This is a genomic window from Streptomyces luomodiensis, from assembly GCF_031679605.1.
GTDB classification, from domain to species: Bacteria; Actinomycetota; Actinomycetes; order Streptomycetales; family Streptomycetaceae; genus Streptomyces; species Streptomyces luomodiensis.
In genome coordinates this window covers 5,520,384-5,535,514 of the sequence record NZ_CP117522.1, presented here as the reverse complement: position 1 = coordinate 5,535,514, position 15,131 = coordinate 5,520,384, and the positions used below count along the sequence as shown (strand labels likewise).

Genomic DNA, 15,131 nt, shown 5'->3' with positions numbered 1-15,131 from the left:
TCAGATCCCAACGTTGAAGCCCTGAGCCCAGGTCTGCATGGAGGCCATCATGGTGTCCCAGACACCTGTGAGCAGCAGCACCCCCAGGGCGACGAGCATGCCGCCCCCGGCACGCATCACCCACAGGTAGTGCCGCTTGACCCAGCCGAAGGCACCGAGCGCCCGGCGGTAGGCCACGGCGACCACCACGAACGGCAGCCCCAGCCCCACGCAGTACGCGGCGGTGAGCAGCGCCCCGCGCGCCGCACTCCCCTCATTGAACGCCAGGGCGTTGACGGCGGTGAGCGTCGGCCCCAGGCACGGAGTCCAGCCGACGCCGAACAGGGCGCCCAGCACCGGCGCCCCCGCAAGCCCCAGCGTGGGCTTGACGTGGAAGCGGAACTCCCGCTGTCCGAACCCCTTGAGCAGCCCCATGAAGGCGAGACCCATCACGATCGTGATGACCCCGAGGATCTTGGAGATGGTCTCCTTGTGCTCCTGGAGCGTCCAGCCGAAGTTGCCGAAGAGCGCGCCCCCGGAGACGAAGACCGCGGTGAAGCCGAGCACGAAGAGCGAGGCGCCCGCGACCATCCGGCCGCGCTTGGCCTCGGCGAGATCCGTCCCCGTGACGCCGGTGACATACGACATATAGCCGGGCACCAGCGGCAGCACACAGGGGGAGAAGAAGGAGACCAGTCCGCCGAGCAGGGCGACCGGAAGCGCCAGCAGCAGCGCCCCGGTCAGGACGGTCTGGTTGGGATCGGTGGCGGCGGCCAGCGTGCTCACGAGAGGTCACTTCTCCGCGATCAGCGGGTTCAGCATCTCGCGCAGGCGCTCCTCGCTGAGCGGCGTCAGAGCGCGGGCCGCGATCCTGCCCTGCCGGTCCAGGACGATCGTCGACGGAATGGCCTGCGGGTTGAGGCTGCCCTTGGGGAAGCGCAGCATGAGCTTCCCGATCGGGTCGTACAGGCTCGGGTAGTCGACGCCGTATGCCTTCTCGAAGCTGAGCGCGGGGGCGCGGTTGGAGTCACGGGTGTTGATCCCGACGAACTGCACACCCTTGGCCTTGGTGTCCTTGGCGACCTTGGCCAGGTTCGGCGCCTCGGCCCGACAGGGGGCGCACCACGAACCCCAGACGTTCAGGACCACGACCTTGCCCTTGTAGTCCGCCACCTCCAGCGGCTTGCCCTCCAGGGTCTTCCCCGAGAGCTCGAGGGCCTCCTTGCGGTCCCCCTCGGGGACGGTGTCCACACCGCTCTTGCCCTGGACGAACTTGGTGTCGGCGGAGCCGCCCGAAGTGCCGCCCCCGCTGCAGGCAGTCAGGGACAGCGCGGCAACCGCGGCCCCGGTGGCCAGCACGGTTGCGCGACGACGGGTCGCGAGGCCCCGAGGGGCACGGCAGGCACTCATGTGAAAAGTTTCGCATGGCCCTTTTGCGGATCTTCGCCACCCCCCTCCGGGTACCCCACCGGGGCCTCACCGCCCTCTCCGAGCACCCCGCCGGGCCCGCGGGCCGTACGGCCCCCGCCGCCCCGCCGTCCCCGGCGCGGCTCAGCGGCCGTTCGCGCTCCACGCCTGGCCCACGTCGAGCCCGCGCAGGTCGGCCAGGACCGCGGGGTCCTGTGCGTCCAGCCAATCGGTGAGCTGCTTGAAGGAGACCAGCCGGACGTCCTTCCGCTTCTCGTCGGCCATATGCTTGAGCGCTTCTTCGACGGCGTCCATGTAGATTCCGCCGTTCCACTGCTCGAAGTGGTTTCCGATGAAGAACGGGGCGCGGTTGGTCTCATACGCCCGCTGGAAACCGGCCAGATAGGAGTCGGTGGCCTGCTTGCGCCAGCCCGGGTAGTTCGCGGGCGGGGCGTTCGTGGAATTCCGCGACTGGTTCGCCAGGATGTTGTAGTCCATCGAGAGCACCTCGAAGGAGTGGCCCGGGAAGGGAATCTGTTGCAGCGGGAAGTCCCATATCCCCTGCTGCTTCGACGGCCACACCTGGCGCCCGCCCGGCGAACTGGCGTCATAGCGCCAGCCGAGTTCCCGGGCGGTCGGCAGCAGATTGCTCTGGCCCTTCAGGCATGGGGTGCGGCCGCCGATGAGCTCCTTGCGGTAGTCGAACGGCAGCGGTTCCACATCGGTGAAACGGGTATTCGTCCGCCACTCTGTGACAAAGGACACAGCCTGCTCGATCTCGGACTTCCACTGGGCGGGCGTCCAGTGCTCCACCGAACCGCTCCCGGAGCAGAAGTGGCCGTTGAAGTGGGTTCCGATCTCATGGCCCTCGAGCCACGCCTCGCGTACGTTGCGCAGCGTCTCCTTGATGTGCTCATCGGTGAGATAACCGATGTCGGAGGCGCCCACCGGATTGTTCGGCGGCCGGTACAGCGACTTCTTCGACTCCGGAAGGCAGTAGATACCGGAGAGGAAGAAGGTCATGGCCGCGCCGTGGTCTGCGGCGAGCTTGCGGAACCGCGGGAAGAGACCGTTGCCGACCTCTCCCGCGCCGTCCCAGGAAAAGACCACGAACTGCGGCGGCTTCTGCCCCCGCTCCAGCCGCTCCGGCTTCGGGGCCTCCGGCCGCCGCACGCCATGCGAAGTGGAGCCGTCACCGATCGGCTTCGCCTGGGTCGTCTTCGCCGGCTTCGGCGTGCCCGAGCCGGAGGAGCAGCCGGCCACGGCCAGTGACGCCGCCGCTCCCGCACCAAGACCGAGGATCCCCCTCCGGCTGACCTCACGCATAACGTCCTCAATTCGCACTCGCCGTATCGATTGCCCGGGGTGTCCGGACAACCCTGGAGATGGCGAGGCGAATAGCGGGGTTCCGCGGGAACGAGGTCAATTACACGGTGGAGACATTTCCTCCGCCCCCTCATTCGCCGCCCCGTCACGCGCCGTTCAGACGCACCGCGCGCCGTTCAGAGGCACCGCGCGCCGTTCAGACGCACCGTGTCCGTTCAGACGCGCCACGGCCGTGGGCCGGTCATGCCCCGTAGCCCTTGGCGGCCCCCTTCACCGGCCGGGCGCCCGCGCGCAGATGGGCCGGGACCAGATCAAAGGCCGGTTCGCTGTAGCCCACCGACACGATCCTGTCCCCGCGGTAGGTGAAGCTGGTGAGGCTGGCCAGCGTGCACTGCCGCTTGCGCGGGTCGTGCCACAGCCGCCGGCGCTCCACGAAGCTGCGCACGATCCAGATGGGCAGCTGATGGCTGACACACACCGCCTCGTGCCCGCGCGCGGCGTCCCGCGCCCGGCCCAGCGCCGCCATCATCCGCACCACCTGGTCGACGTAGGGCTCCCCCCAGGACGGGCGAAAGGGGTTGGTGAGATGGCGCCAGTTGGCCGGTTTGCGCAGTGCGCCGTCGCCAACGCCGAAGGTCTTGCCCTGGAAGACGTTCCCCGCCTCGATCAGCCGCTCGTCCGAGGCCACGTCCAGGCCGTGCGCCTTGGCGATCGGCGCCGCCGTCTCCTGCGCCCGCTCCAGCGGGGAGGCGACCACATGGGTGATGTCACGGTCGGCGAGGTGCTCGGCGACCCGGTCGGCCATCCGGCGCCCCAGGTCGGAGAGGTGATAGCCGGGCAGCCTGCCGTACAGCACGCCCTCCGGGTTGTGCACCTCGCCGTGGCGCATCACATGGACGACGGTGATGTCGTTCTCGCTCTGTGTCATGTCATCCATCATTCAGTGGCCTCGGCGGCGGCCCGCGCCGCCCCCGGCAGAGCCGCCGCCACCCGCTCCAGCGCCCGCTCGTCATGCGCCGTGGAGACGAACCACGTCTCGAAGGCGGACGGCGGGAGGTAGACGCCCTGCGCCAGCATCGAGTGGAAGAAGGCGGTGAACCGGAACACCTCCTGCGCCTTGGCCCGCTCGTAGTCGGTGACCTCGGCGTCGGTGAAGAAGACCGAGAACATGCTGCCCGCGTTCTGCACCCGGTGCGCCACGCCCTCCTTGGACAGCGCCTCCGTCACCATCGCCCGCAGCCGCTCGGAGACCGCGTCGACCTGTGCGTACGCCGCCTCGTCCAGCAGCCGCAGCTGCGCGACGCCCGCGGCCGTGGCGACCGGGTTCCCGGAGAGCGTGCCCGCCTGGTAGACCGGCCCGGCCGGGGCCAGGCGCTCCATGACGTCCGCGCGCCCGCCGAAGGCCGCGGCCGGGAAGCCGCCGCCCATCACCTTGCCGAAGGTCATCAGGTCCGGCTCGACACCGTCCAGCCCGTACCACCCGGCCTTGGAGACCCGGAAGCCGGTCATGACCTCGTCGGAGATGTAGAGCGCGCCGTGGTCGGCGCACAGCTGCTTGAGGCCCGCGTTGTACCCGGGCAGCGGCGGCACCACGCCCATGTTGCCCGGTGACGCCTCGGTGATCACACAGGCGATCTCCCCTGGGTGTGCGGCGAAGGCCGCCCGGACCGCCTCCAGGTCGTTGTACGGCAGCACCAGGGTCTCCCCCGCCTGTGCCCCCGTGACCCCCGGAGTGTCCGGCAGCGCGAAGGTCGCCACCCCGGACCCGGCCGCGGCCAGCAGGGCGTCCACATGCCCGTGGTAGCAACCGGCGAACTTGATCACCTTCGAGCGTCCGGTGAACCCGCGGGCCAGCCGGATCGCCGACATCGTCGCCTCGGTGCCGGACGACACCAGGCGCACCTGCTCGACGGGGGCGACCCGCGCCACGATCTCCTCGGCGAGCTCGACCTCGCCCTCGCCCGGCGTACCGAACGAGGTACCGCGAGCGACGGCGGCCTGCACGGCCGCGGTGACCTCGGGATGGGAGTGGCCGAGGATCATCGGCCCCCATGAGCACACGAGGTCCACGTACTCGCGACCGTCGGCGTCGGTGAGGTACGGACCGTCACCGGACACCATGAACCGGGGCGTACCTCCCACGGCGCGGAACGCCCGCACCGGAGAGTTCACGCCCCCGGGCGTCACGGCGGCCGCGCGATCGAAAAGCGTCTGCGAAACTGGGGCTGCGTACGGATAGCTCACGCAAGCCATGTTGTCAGAGGCCGACGGAGTCCTGCGGCCGGGCGTTTCACAGCCCGAGCGCGGGGGAGGGTCTCTCTCACAGAGATCGGGTTGCGCGGTGATGGCCGCGAGTGGTCGGGTGGAGATATGCATCGCGGTGGCGAACTGGGTGAAGGGACTGACGACCGAGGCCCCGAGCGTGCCCGGCCCGGACGCCATCGGCGGGACGAGGCGGGCAGAGCAGGCAGGAGCGGGGGCCGCATGGGGGTGACCTACAAGTACTTCGGTGCGCCCGATGGCGCCACCGCGGCCAGGGTCCCCATCTCCATGCGCCCCGAGGAGCTCGGCGGCGATGAGCTCGGCCACGGCATGTTCACCAAGATCAAGCCCGAGACGGTCGCGGCGATGGTCCTCACCGGCATCGAGGGCGTCCCGCTCCACAAGGTGCCCCCGCTCGAACTGGTCGTCCTCCACCCGGACTACGCCGTCGTCAAACTCCCGATGACCGCCGTCGATCCGCTGCGCGGCGTGGGCGAGGAGGCCGTGGGCGCCGCGGCCTTCATCTGGTCCACGGTGCCCGACCGCGGCGGCCCCCGGGACGCCTTCAGGGTGTATCAACTGCTGCACGAATGGCAGGACTTCAGCCACCGGCTGCATGAGGCGGGGCACCAGCCGTACTGCCTGGTGTGGCCGTGAGGCCGGATCGTCTCACGCGGGTGCGGACGCCCTGGCCGGCCGGAGCCGTAGCACCGCGCTGAACGCCGGGGGCAGGCCCCTCGTTCGCGCGCGGCAGGGCCGTACCCTTCCCCCATGCTCACCGCACGTTCCGTCGCTCTGTTCGCCGTGGCCGCGCTCCTGGAGATCGGAGGTGCCTGGCTCGTCTGGCAGGGCGTGCGTGAGCACAGGGGATGGGTCTGGATCGGCGCCGGGCTCATCGCCCTGGGCGCCTACGGCTTCGTGGCCACGCTCCAGCCGGACGCGGAGTTCGGCCGCATCCTCGCGGCGTACGGCGGCGTTTTCGTCGCCGGATCGCTCGCCTGGGGCATGGTCGCCGACGGCTACCGGCCAGACCGCTTCGATGTCATCGGAGCGCTGATCTGTCTGGCCGGCGTCGCCGTGATCATGTACATGCCTAGGCGGTGACCGCCGACCGGCCGTAGCCGCCCTTGCCCTCACGGTCGCCGTAGCCGCTCTGCTTGCCGTGCTTATCGTGGTCGCCCTTGCCGTGGTCGCCCTTGCCGTGGTCGCCCTTGCCGTGGTCGTCGTCCTGCTCCTGCTCCGTGCCAAGGACGCAGCCGGTCTCCGGGTCGATATAGACCGTCGTGACGGTGCCGTCACACTCGACCTCCACGACCCAGACCTGCTTGACCTCCTGCTGGTGCCGGTTCTTGCGGTCGTCGTCCTTGCGGTGGTCGTCCTTGCGGTGGTCGTCCTTGCGGTCCTGCTTGCGCTCGTCCTGGTGCTTGCCCTTGCCCTCGTGCTGTGAGTCGTCCTCGGGGCAGTCCTCCAGCTCAGCGCTGATGACCTGGCCGCTGACCTCGCACTCGGCGATCTCGATCGCCTCGGCGATCGTCACCAGGCCCCTCTTCTTCTGGTCCTGGTGAGCCTTGGACTGCTGGGACTCCTTGTGCTCCTTGTGCTCCTGGCGCTCCTGGTCGTGGCGCTCCTGGCGCTCCTGGTCGCGGCGCTCCTGGTGCTCCTGGTCGTGGCGCGCCTGGTCGTCCTGGTGGACGGGAGCGCTGACGGGCCGGACGGCACGGCCGCCCTCGGAGATCGCGGCGGAAACGGCCGCCTCGTACGGCTGGACGGCCTGCTCGGCGAGTGCCACGCCCCGCTGCTGGTAGCCGTGCCCGTACTGCTGGTTCTTGGAGTAGCTGTTGGCGCTGTCCTTGCGCCCGTGGTCATCGCGCCGGTCGTTGTTCTCCTGGCGCGCGTTGTCCTCCTGGCTCCCGTTGTCGTCACGACGGCTGTTCTCGTCGTCGCTGCCGTGCTCGTCCTGGCGCGAGTTCTCGTCCTGACGGGAGTTCTCGTCCTGACGGGAGTTCTCGTCCTGGCGCGAGTTCTCGTCCTGGCGCGAGTTCTCGTCGTAACGGCCGTGGGTGTCCTTGCCGCTGTTTTCCTCGTGGCGGCCGTGCGTGTCCTTGCCGCCATTCTCGTCCTGGCGGCCGTGCGTGTCCTTGCCGCCATTCTCGTCCTGGCGGCCGTGCGTGTCCTTGCCGCCATTCTCGTCCTGGCGGCCGTGCGTGTCCTTGCCGCCATTCTCGTCCTGGCGGCCGTGCGTGTCCTTGCCGCCATTCTCCTCGTGGCGACCGTGGGCGTCCTTGCCACCCTTCTCGTCCTGGCGGCCGTGAGCGTCCTTGCCGTTGTTCTCGTCGTGGCGGCCGTCCTCCTGGTGCGCCTTGTTGTCACCGTGCGCCCGGTCCTGGTGGCACGGGTTGCTCGGGGCCGTGTGCGGACCGGGGGTGCTGCTCGCGGCCCATGCGGTTCCCGGAGCACCGGTGACCAGAGCCGCCGCCGCGATGGCGCCCGCTGAGGCCACGCCCCAACGCCGGAAAGAACGACGAGACCGCTGAAGGAATCTGTTCTGCTGGGTCATTACCTGAATTCACTCCTTGGGCATGGGTGCTCCAACTACCGGCGCCGCGCCGGACGCAGTGCACCCTTCCCCGAGCCCAAGTCCGCTTAGCGGATTCCTATCTTCAGTCCCCCGGTTGGACGTAAATCAGGCCGTCATATCCTGCGTATGGATCACGCGCACACGGGACCGTCTGCGCCACGTCGTCTTAGGAGGGTCGATGACCACCCGTACCGCAGTCATCACCGGCGCGAGCAGCGGGATCGGAGCCGCGACCGCGCGCCGTCTGGCGGCCGCCGGATTCCGCGTCGTCCTCGCCGCCCGCCGTAAGGATCGCGTGGAAGCGCTTGCCGCGGAGCTGACCGAGGCGGGGCACGAAGCCGAGGCGTACGTCCTGGACGTCACCGACCGTGCCGCCGTGGAGAGCTTCGCCGCCGGCCTGGACCGCTGCGACGTCCTGGTGAACAACGCGGGCGGCGCGATCGGCACAGAGAGCGTCGCCACCGCCGACCCGGCCGACTGGCGGGCGATGTACGAGGTCAACGTGGTGGGCGTGCTGCAAGTGACCCAGGCGCTGCTGCCCGCCCTCACCGCCTCCGGTGACGGCACGATCGTCGTGCTGTCCTCCACGGCGGGCCATGTGGCGTACGAGGGCGGCGGCGGTTACGTGGCGGCCAAGCACGGCGCCCACGCGATCGCGGCCACCCTGCGTCTGGAGCTGTGCGGGGAACCGGTGCGGGTGATCGAGATCGCCCCGGGCATGGTCAAGACCGACGAGTTCGCGGTGAACCGCTACCGCGGCGACGAGTCCCAGGCCGCGGCCGTCTACGAGGGCGTGGCCGAGCCGCTGACGGCCGACGACGTGGCCGACACGGTCGAGTGGGCGGTCACCCGCCCCTCGCATGTGAACATCGACATGATGGTCATCCGCCCGCGGGCCCAGGCCGCGCAGCACAAGGTCCACCGCGAGCGCTGAGTCCGGGTACGGCAAGGGCCGACCGGCCGGCCCCGCCACAAGAGCGGGGCCGGTCGGTCAGCCCTTCATGTCTTCTAGCCCTTCACGCAGACGACCTGCTTGAGCCTCGCCACCACCTCGACGAGGTCCCGCTGCTGGTCGATGACCTTCTCGATCGGCTTGTACGCCCCCGGGATCTCGTCCACGACGCCGGAGTCCTTACGGCACTCCACACCCCGCGTCTGCTCCTCCAGATCCCGGGTGGAGAAGCGCTTCTTCGCCGCGTTACGGCTCATCTTCCGGCCCGCGCCGTGCGAAGCCGAGTTGAACGACGCCTCGTTCCCCAGACCCCGCACGATGTACGAGCCGGTGCCCATCGAGCCGGGGATGATCCCGTAGTCCCCGCTCCCCGCGCGGATGGCGCCCTTACGGGTCACGAGGAGGTCCATGCCCTCGTAGCGCTCCTCGGCGACATAGTTGTGGTGGCAGCTGATGACAGGCTCGAAGACCGGCCGGGCCTTGGCGAACTCCTTGCGCACCACGTCCTGGAAGAGCGCCATCATGATCGCGCGGTTGTACTTCGCGTACTCCTGCGCCCAGTAGAGATCGTGCCGGTACGCCGCCATCTGCGGGGTGTCGGCGATGAAGACGGCCAGGTCGCGGTCGATCAGGTCCTGGTTGTGCGGCAGCCTCCGGGCCTCGCCGATGTGGTATTCGGCCAGCTCCTTACCGATGTTGCGGGAGCCGGAGTGCAGCATCAGCCAGACCGAACCCTCGTCATCGAGACAGAACTCGATGAAGTGGTTACCGGATCCGAGCGAACCCATCTGCTTGACGGCCCGCTCCTGACGGAACCTGACCGCTTCGGCCACTCCCCCGAACCGGCTCCAGAAGTCGTCCCACCCGGCCGTCGGAAACGCGTGCAGCCGCGCCGGGTCCACCGGGTCGTCGTGCATCCCGCGCCCCACCGGGATCGCCCGCTCGATCCGGGACCGCAGCCGCGAGAGATCCCCCGGAAGGTCGTCGGCGGTCAGCGACGTCTTGACGGCCGACATCCCGCAGCCGATGTCCACACCGACCGCCGCCGGGCACACCGCGCCCTCCATCGCGATCACCGAGCCGACCGTGGCGCCCTTCCCGTAGTGCACGTCCGGCATCACGGCGAGGCCCTTGATCCACGGCAGCGTGGCGACATTCCGCAGCTGCTGCATGGCCACGCCCTCGACCGTCGAAGGGTCGGTCCACATCCGGATCGGCACCTGGGCACCAGGCACCTCGACATACGACATGACGTACTCATTCCCCCGTAAAAGACAGAAAACGCAAAAGCCGGGCCAAAGCCTCATAGATGGCGGGCGACCGGCAGGCACGGCAGTACGTGCGGTAGACATTGTGTCCAGCCACCGCCTGCGGGCGGCAAGCAGTTTTCCGTCGCTCGAAGGGACACGGACAGTGCAGCCAGCGCAGCGAAGGGCGTACGGACGGCGGGCCACCCCGGCCGTCGCCGTGCTCATCACCGTGCTCGCCGCCGCGGGAATCGGCGGATGCACCGGCTCCGATGCATCACCCGGCACGGACAACGGCGCCTCCGGCGACTCCGGGACGGCCGTCTCGGCCGAGCCCGGCCGTTATCGCACCCTGCCCGAGGCATGCGGCGCGGTCAGCCGCAAAACCCTCCAGACCCTGCTGCCCGGCGCCGACCAGGACGACAAGGCGTATGACGGCCAGGCCGCCGTGACCTATGACATAGACCGGCGGGACGGCTGCCGCTGGAAGATGGAGACGGCGAGCGGGACGCGCTATCTGACGATCGACTTCCAGCGCGTGGTCTCGTACGACCCCTCGGTCAGCGATGACGACGAGGCCACGGAGACCTACGAGAAGAAGGCCGCCGCCGCCCACATCCCGGACGCCACGAACACCCCCTCGTCCTCCTCCTCCAGCTCGCAGAGCGAAGGCGACAACGGCTCCTCCTCCCCCGGTTCGAACTCTGACGAACCCGGCAAAAGCCCCAAGGGTGGCAAGGAAGATGAGGCAGACAACGGGGGCAAGGGCGACAAGAGCCCCGGAAGTCCGTCGGCGGGGTCCGATGCGAGCGGCGGAAGTGACCAAAGCGACACCGCCTCGGCGAACACCGCGCCGCGCCGGCTGGACGACCTCGGTGACGACGCCTTTCTCAACGACCAGCTGATCACCAAGGACTCGGGGATCCACCGCGACATCACGCTGGTGTTCCGGTCCTCGAATGTGATTGCCACCATTGAGTACGACCAGTGGGCGACCGACAAGAAGCACATTCCCAGCAGCCAGGAACTCCAGGAAAACGCACAGGACTTGGCCGATGAACTGACCGGTCGCCTCAACGAATAGCGGTCCCTCGCCACCCTCGCGAACACCCCGTCCATAACCCGCGAAGACCTCGGAAATTGGGACGCCCGCGCATGGGCCGCGTACCGTGCCGACTAATGACGCGGGCGGTACGTCCGCCCAACGACAGAGAATGAGCGAAGGACCCATGCACCGTTCAGCCCCGCGACTCGCCCGAATACTCGCCTGCGCGACCGTACCGGTGGTGCTCGTCGCCGGCTGCTCCTCCGGCTCGGACAGCGAGGACAAGAAGAACACCGAGGGGTCGGCGAGATCCAGTTCGCCCAGCGCTTCACCCACCATCGCGGCCGCGAAGTTCAGCAAGCTGCCCGATGTGTGCTCCACGCTCTCCGGGAAGACGATCGACAAGATCGTTCCCAAGGCGAAGGCCAAGAAGGGCAAGGCCCTTCCCTCGGCCGACACCAACACGTCCGCCAGCTGCCTGTGGAGCGGCCTGGACGGGTTCGACTACCGCTCGCTGACCGTCTCCCTCAAGCTGTTCCACTCCGACGCGCAGCTCGGCTCCGGCGACCGGCGCGCCGGGGAGTACGCCGCCCAGCAGGCGAGCAAGGCCGCCACGGCCGGCAAGGTGACCGACCCCAAGACCGAGAAGGTCGCGGGCATCGGCGACGAGGCGACCACAGTCAGCACCAAGGAAAAGAAGGACGGCGACGACTTCCGCGACCAGACGGTCGTGGCCCGCACCGCCAATGTCGTCATCACCCTCGAATACGACGGCGCCGGCTATGAGACCGCCAAGACGCCGGACGCCGCCGACCTGCTCAAGGACGCCAAGTCCGCCACCAAGGAGGTTGTCGGCTCCGTCGCGAAGGGCGCCGGGAGCGGCGCCTGACCGTCCGATACGCACCCCCTTCCCGCCCACGGGCCTTGACGTGTATGCGACGCTGTGGCGGCTGTTGCCGAGGACGGGGAGGGGTCGCGGGTGGCCGCGATGCAACTGACACGGATGCACCGAATACTGGCCGGGGTGGTCGTCACCGGGGCGGTGGTGATCGCCGGGATCGGCTTCGCCGGTTCCTACGCCGCGGTGCGCGATCTCGCCCTCGACAAGGGATTCGGCGCATTCGCCAATGTCTTCCCGATCGGCATCGACGCGGGGATCGTGGTCCTGCTCGCGCTGGATCTGCTGCTCACCTGGATCCGCATCCCCTTCCCGCTGCTGCGCCAGACCGCCTGGCTGCTGACCGCGGCCACCATCGCCTTCAACGGCGCGGCCGCCTGGCCGGACCCGGTCGGTGTCGGGATGCACGCCGTGATCCCGATCCTCTTCGTCGTCTCCGTGGAGGCCGCCCGGCACGCGGTCGGCCGGATCGCCGACATCACCGCCGACCGGCACATGGAGTCGGTCCGCATCGCCCGCTGGCTGCTCGCGCCGGTGCCCACCTTCCGGCTGTGGCGCCGGATGAAGCTGTGGGAGCTGCGCAGTTACGAGGAGGTCATCCGGCTGGAGCAGGACCGGCTGGTCTACCAGGCCCGGCTGCGGGCCCGCTACGGGCGGTCCTGGCGCCGTAAGGCGCCCGTGGAGTCCCTGATGCCGCTTCGGCTGGCGCGCTACGGGGTGCCGCTGGCGGACACCGCCCCGGCCGGGCTGGCGGCGGCCGGTCTGGAGCCGTCCGCGGTGTCGCCGGCCGCGCTTCCCTCGGGCCGGAAAGGCTCGGCGGACGCGGCGGGGCCGCAGGGCGCCCATCCGGGGCCGGGGGCACAGGGCGCCTATCCGGGGGCGCAGCCGGGCCCGTACGGCACGCCCGGGGGCCCGGCCGGGGTCAACGGCACCGGCCCCGCCGCCGCGCCGCAGCAGCCCCAGCAGCCCCAGTCGCAGGAACTGCCGCTCTCACTGCCGCTGCCGGTGTACCAGCAGCCCGCCGGACAGGGCCATGACGGCCGGAGCGCCGTGCCCTTCACCCCGGCGCCGGCCGCCGCCCACCCCGAGCAGACCCCGCAGCCGACTCCGCAGCAGACCCCGCAGGAGCCACAGGACCCGCAGCAGGACCAGCAGGCCGTGGAGCAGGTGGAACGGCCCGAGCCGCAGTCCGAGCTCCAGCTGTCTCAGCAGGCCCAGCAGGCCCAGCAGCATCAGCTGACCGTGCCGGTCGGGCCCGGCGGCCGGGTGCGACCGCTCGGCGGTGAGGGCGTGGGAGGCCAGCAGGGCGTGTACGTACCGGAACAGCGCGAGCCCGAGCGGTACGCGTACGAGGAGCAGCCGGGGCAGCCGCTGAACCAGCTGCCGGACGACGTCCCGCGCGAGGAGGTCTACTACGCCACCTTCCGCCAGTTCCTCGCCGACCACAGCCGGTACCCCTCGGCGTACCAGTTCGGGCAGCGGCTGCGGGAGACGTACGGCGTGAACGACCTCAGCAACAGCGAGCTGGCCGCATACGTCGATGACTTCAAGGAGCGCGTCCGCCTGGAGAGGGAAGCCGAAGCCATCCCGTAAGGAACGTAAGGAACCGGGAACGGGACGCCGGGCGGAGGCCGTGAGGCCACCCGCCCGGCGCCCGGGAGCGGCAGGGTCAGGCCGCGAGCAGCTTGCGCACCCGGTCCGCCCCCACCGCCAGCAGCAGCGTGGGCAGCCGGGGGCCGGTGTCCCGCCCGACCAGCAGGGTGTAGAGCAGCGCGAAGAACGACCGCTGGGCGACCTTCAGCTCCGGCGTCGGCTTGGCGTCCGGCGACAGCCCGGCCTGGATCTTGGGCACCCCGTAGACCAGCGTGGTGAGCCCGTCCAGCGACCAGTGGTCGTCCAGGCCGTCGAGCAGCAGCCGCAGCGACTCCCGCTCGGTCTCGCCCAGCGCGGCCAGCCGCTCCGCGTCCGGCTCGTCCCGGACCCGGGTGCGCTGGTCGGCCGGGACCTGGGTGGTGATCCAGCGCTCGGCCTTGTCGAGCCGGGGCCGGGTCTCCTCCAGGGACTTCACCGGGTTGTCGGGGTCGAGCTCGCTGAGGATGCGCAGCGTCTGCTCGTCATGGCCGGTGGTGATGTCGACCACCGAGGCCAGCGTGCGGTACGGCAGCGGGCGCGGGGTGCTCGGCAGCTCGCCCGCGGCGGTGCGGGTGGCACGGCTGTACGCGGCCGCGTCCGCGGGCTGGGCCGTGGACTCGGTGATCTTCCGCTCCAGCGCGTCCCACTCGTCGTAGGTCCGCTGGATCTCCTGGTCGAAGGCGATCTTGAAGGACTGGTTGGGCCGGCGGCGGGCGTACAGCCAGCGCAGCAGCGGCGCCTCCATGATCTCCAGGGCGTCGGCCGGGGTGGGCACACCGCCCTTGGAGGAGGACATCTTGGCCATGCCGCTGATGCCCACGAAGGCGTACATCGGGCCGATGGGCTGCTGCCCGCCGAAGACCTCGCGGACGATCTGGCCGCCGACCACATAGGACGAGCCCGGCGAGGAGTGGTCGACGCCCGAGGGCTCGAAGACCACGCCCTCGTACGCCCAGCGCATCGGCCAGTCGACCTTCCAGACCAGCTTGCCCCGGTCGTGCTCGCTGAGCAGGACCGTCTCGCCGTGGCCGCACACGCACGTGTAGGCCAGCTCGGTGGTCTCGTCGTCGTACGAGGTCACCGTGGTCAGATCGCGCTCGCAGACCGAGCAGTACGGCTTGTACGGGTAGTAGCCCGCGGCGCCCGCGCTGCCGTCGTCCTCGGCGGCCGCGCCCGAGCCCTCGGCGGCGGCCAGCTCGGCCTCGTCGACCGGCTTCTGCTGCTGCTTGGCCGGCTTCTTCGCGCCCGGCTTGTCCTTGGTGCGGTACCGGTCCAGGACGGCGTCGATCTCCCGGCGGTGGCGCATCGCGTGCAGGATCTGCTCGCGGTACGCGCCCGAGGTGTACTTCTCCGTCTGGCTGATGCCGTGGAACTCGATGCCCAGCTGGCGCAGCGCCTCGACCATCGGCGCCTTGAAGTGCTCCGCCCAGTTCGGGTACGTGGATCCGGGCGGGGCGGGGACCGAGGTCAGCGGCTTGCCGATGTGCTCGGACCAGGACGGGTCGATACCGGCCGGGACCTTGCGATACCGGTCGTAGTCGTCCCAGGACAGGATGTGGACGCATTCATAGCCGCGGCGCCGGATCTCGTCGGCGACCAGGTGCGGGGTCATGACCTCGCGCAGATTGCCGAGGTGGATCGGGCCGGACGGGCTGAGGCCCGAGGCGCAGACGATCGGTTTGCCGGGGGCGCGGCGCTCCGCCTCGGCAATGACCTCGTCGGCGAATCGGGAGACCCAGTCGGTCTCGGTGCTCTGAGCCACGGTCGGCACTTCCTTCCTTGCGGTCATGGCACGCCCATTGTCC

The 15,131-nt window shown here is 69.9% G+C and carries 14 protein-coding genes; 6 read left to right on the top strand and 8 right to left on the bottom strand.

Going from position 1 to position 15,131, the window contains the following annotated elements:
- The 5 genes from PS467_RS23345 to hemL all read right to left on the bottom strand — a co-directional run bounded on the left by PS467_RS23345 (window position 1) and on the right by hemL (window position 4,965).
- Window positions 1–765 (bottom strand): cytochrome c biogenesis CcdA family protein, encoded by a 765-nt coding sequence (locus tag PS467_RS23345; RefSeq protein ID WP_311036886.1) that lies wholly within the window; start codon window positions 763–765, stop codon window positions 1–3.
- Window positions 766–771: 6 nt separating this feature from the next.
- Window positions 772–1,389: a TlpA family protein disulfide reductase gene (locus PS467_RS23340; RefSeq protein ID WP_268973613.1), complete on the bottom strand. Its 618-nt coding sequence runs from the start codon at window positions 1,387–1,389 to the stop codon at window positions 772–774.
- A 141-nt stretch (window positions 1,390–1,530) separates the two neighbouring features.
- Window positions 1,531–2,712 (bottom strand): polysaccharide deacetylase family protein, encoded by a 1,182-nt coding sequence (locus PS467_RS23335; RefSeq protein WP_311036885.1) that lies wholly within the window; start codon window positions 2,710–2,712, stop codon window positions 1,531–1,533.
- Window positions 2,713–2,953: 241 nt separating this feature from the next.
- Window positions 2,954–3,640 carry a histidine phosphatase family protein gene (locus PS467_RS23330; RefSeq protein WP_311036884.1) on the bottom strand — a complete coding sequence of 229 codons (687 nt, stop codon included), beginning with the start codon at window positions 3,638–3,640 and terminating at the stop codon, window positions 2,954–2,956.
- A gap of 8 nt (window positions 3,641–3,648) precedes the next feature.
- Window positions 3,649–4,965 (bottom strand): glutamate-1-semialdehyde 2,1-aminomutase, encoded by a 1,317-nt coding sequence (gene hemL / locus PS467_RS23325; protein WP_311036883.1) that lies wholly within the window; start codon window positions 4,963–4,965, stop codon window positions 3,649–3,651.
- A gap of 117 nt (window positions 4,966–5,082) precedes the next feature.
- On the opposite strand from hemL, the gene PS467_RS23320 reads away from it, so the two are divergent.
- Together PS467_RS23320 and PS467_RS23315 are read left to right on the top strand one after the other, a co-directional pair.
- The gene (locus tag PS467_RS23320) at window positions 5,083–5,631 is read left to right on the top strand and encodes a hypothetical protein (protein WP_268973609.1); all 549 of its coding nucleotides are present in this window, start codon (window positions 5,083–5,085) and stop codon (window positions 5,629–5,631) included.
- 114 nt (window positions 5,632–5,745) lie between these two features.
- Window positions 5,746–6,078 carry a YnfA family protein gene (locus PS467_RS23315; protein WP_268973608.1) on the top strand — a complete coding sequence of 111 codons (333 nt, stop codon included), beginning with the start codon at window positions 5,746–5,748 and terminating at the stop codon, window positions 6,076–6,078.
- On the opposite strand, the gene PS467_RS23310 is transcribed toward PS467_RS23315, so the two are convergent.
- Window positions 6,068–7,474: a PepSY domain-containing protein gene (locus PS467_RS23310; protein ID WP_311036882.1), complete on the bottom strand. Its 1,407-nt coding sequence runs from the start codon at window positions 7,472–7,474 to the stop codon at window positions 6,068–6,070. The two genes, PS467_RS23315 and PS467_RS23310, sit on opposite strands and share 11 nt — an antisense overlap.
- Before the next feature lie 256 nt (window positions 7,475–7,730).
- Between PS467_RS23310 and PS467_RS23305 the strand changes: the two genes are divergently transcribed.
- Window positions 7,731–8,486, top strand: coding sequence for an SDR family NAD(P)-dependent oxidoreductase (locus PS467_RS23305; RefSeq protein WP_268973606.1), 756 nt, complete (start codon window positions 7,731–7,733; stop codon window positions 8,484–8,486).
- Window positions 8,487–8,560: 74 nt separating this feature from the next.
- Here the strand turns inward: PS467_RS23305 and PS467_RS23300 are convergent, their stop codons facing one another.
- Entirely contained in the window at window positions 8,561–9,754 is a 1,194-nt protein-coding gene (locus PS467_RS23300) for an RtcB family protein (protein ID WP_311036881.1), read from the bottom strand.
- Between the two features lie 163 nt (window positions 9,755–9,917).
- Between PS467_RS23300 and PS467_RS23295 the strand changes: the two genes are divergently transcribed.
- The 3 genes from PS467_RS23295 to PS467_RS23285 all read left to right on the top strand — a co-directional run bounded on the left by PS467_RS23295 (window position 9,918) and on the right by PS467_RS23285 (window position 13,287).
- The gene (locus PS467_RS23295) at window positions 9,918–10,835 is read left to right on the top strand and encodes a DUF3558 domain-containing protein (protein WP_311036880.1); all 918 of its coding nucleotides are present in this window, start codon (window positions 9,918–9,920) and stop codon (window positions 10,833–10,835) included.
- A gap of 145 nt (window positions 10,836–10,980) precedes the next feature.
- On the top strand, window positions 10,981–11,685 hold the full coding sequence (locus tag PS467_RS23290) for a hypothetical protein (protein WP_311036879.1): 705 nt from the start codon (window positions 10,981–10,983) through the stop codon (window positions 11,683–11,685).
- Between the two features lie 99 nt (window positions 11,686–11,784).
- Window positions 11,785–13,287 (top strand): DUF2637 domain-containing protein, encoded by a 1,503-nt coding sequence (locus tag PS467_RS23285; RefSeq protein ID WP_311036878.1) that lies wholly within the window; start codon window positions 11,785–11,787, stop codon window positions 13,285–13,287.
- Window positions 13,288–13,363: 76 nt separating this feature from the next.
- Here PS467_RS23285 and lysS read toward each other — a convergent pair whose 3' ends face one another.
- Entirely contained in the window at window positions 13,364–15,115 is a 1,752-nt protein-coding gene (gene lysS, locus PS467_RS23280) for a lysine--tRNA ligase (RefSeq protein WP_311036877.1), read from the bottom strand.
- Window positions 15,116–15,131 lie beyond the last annotated feature (16 nt).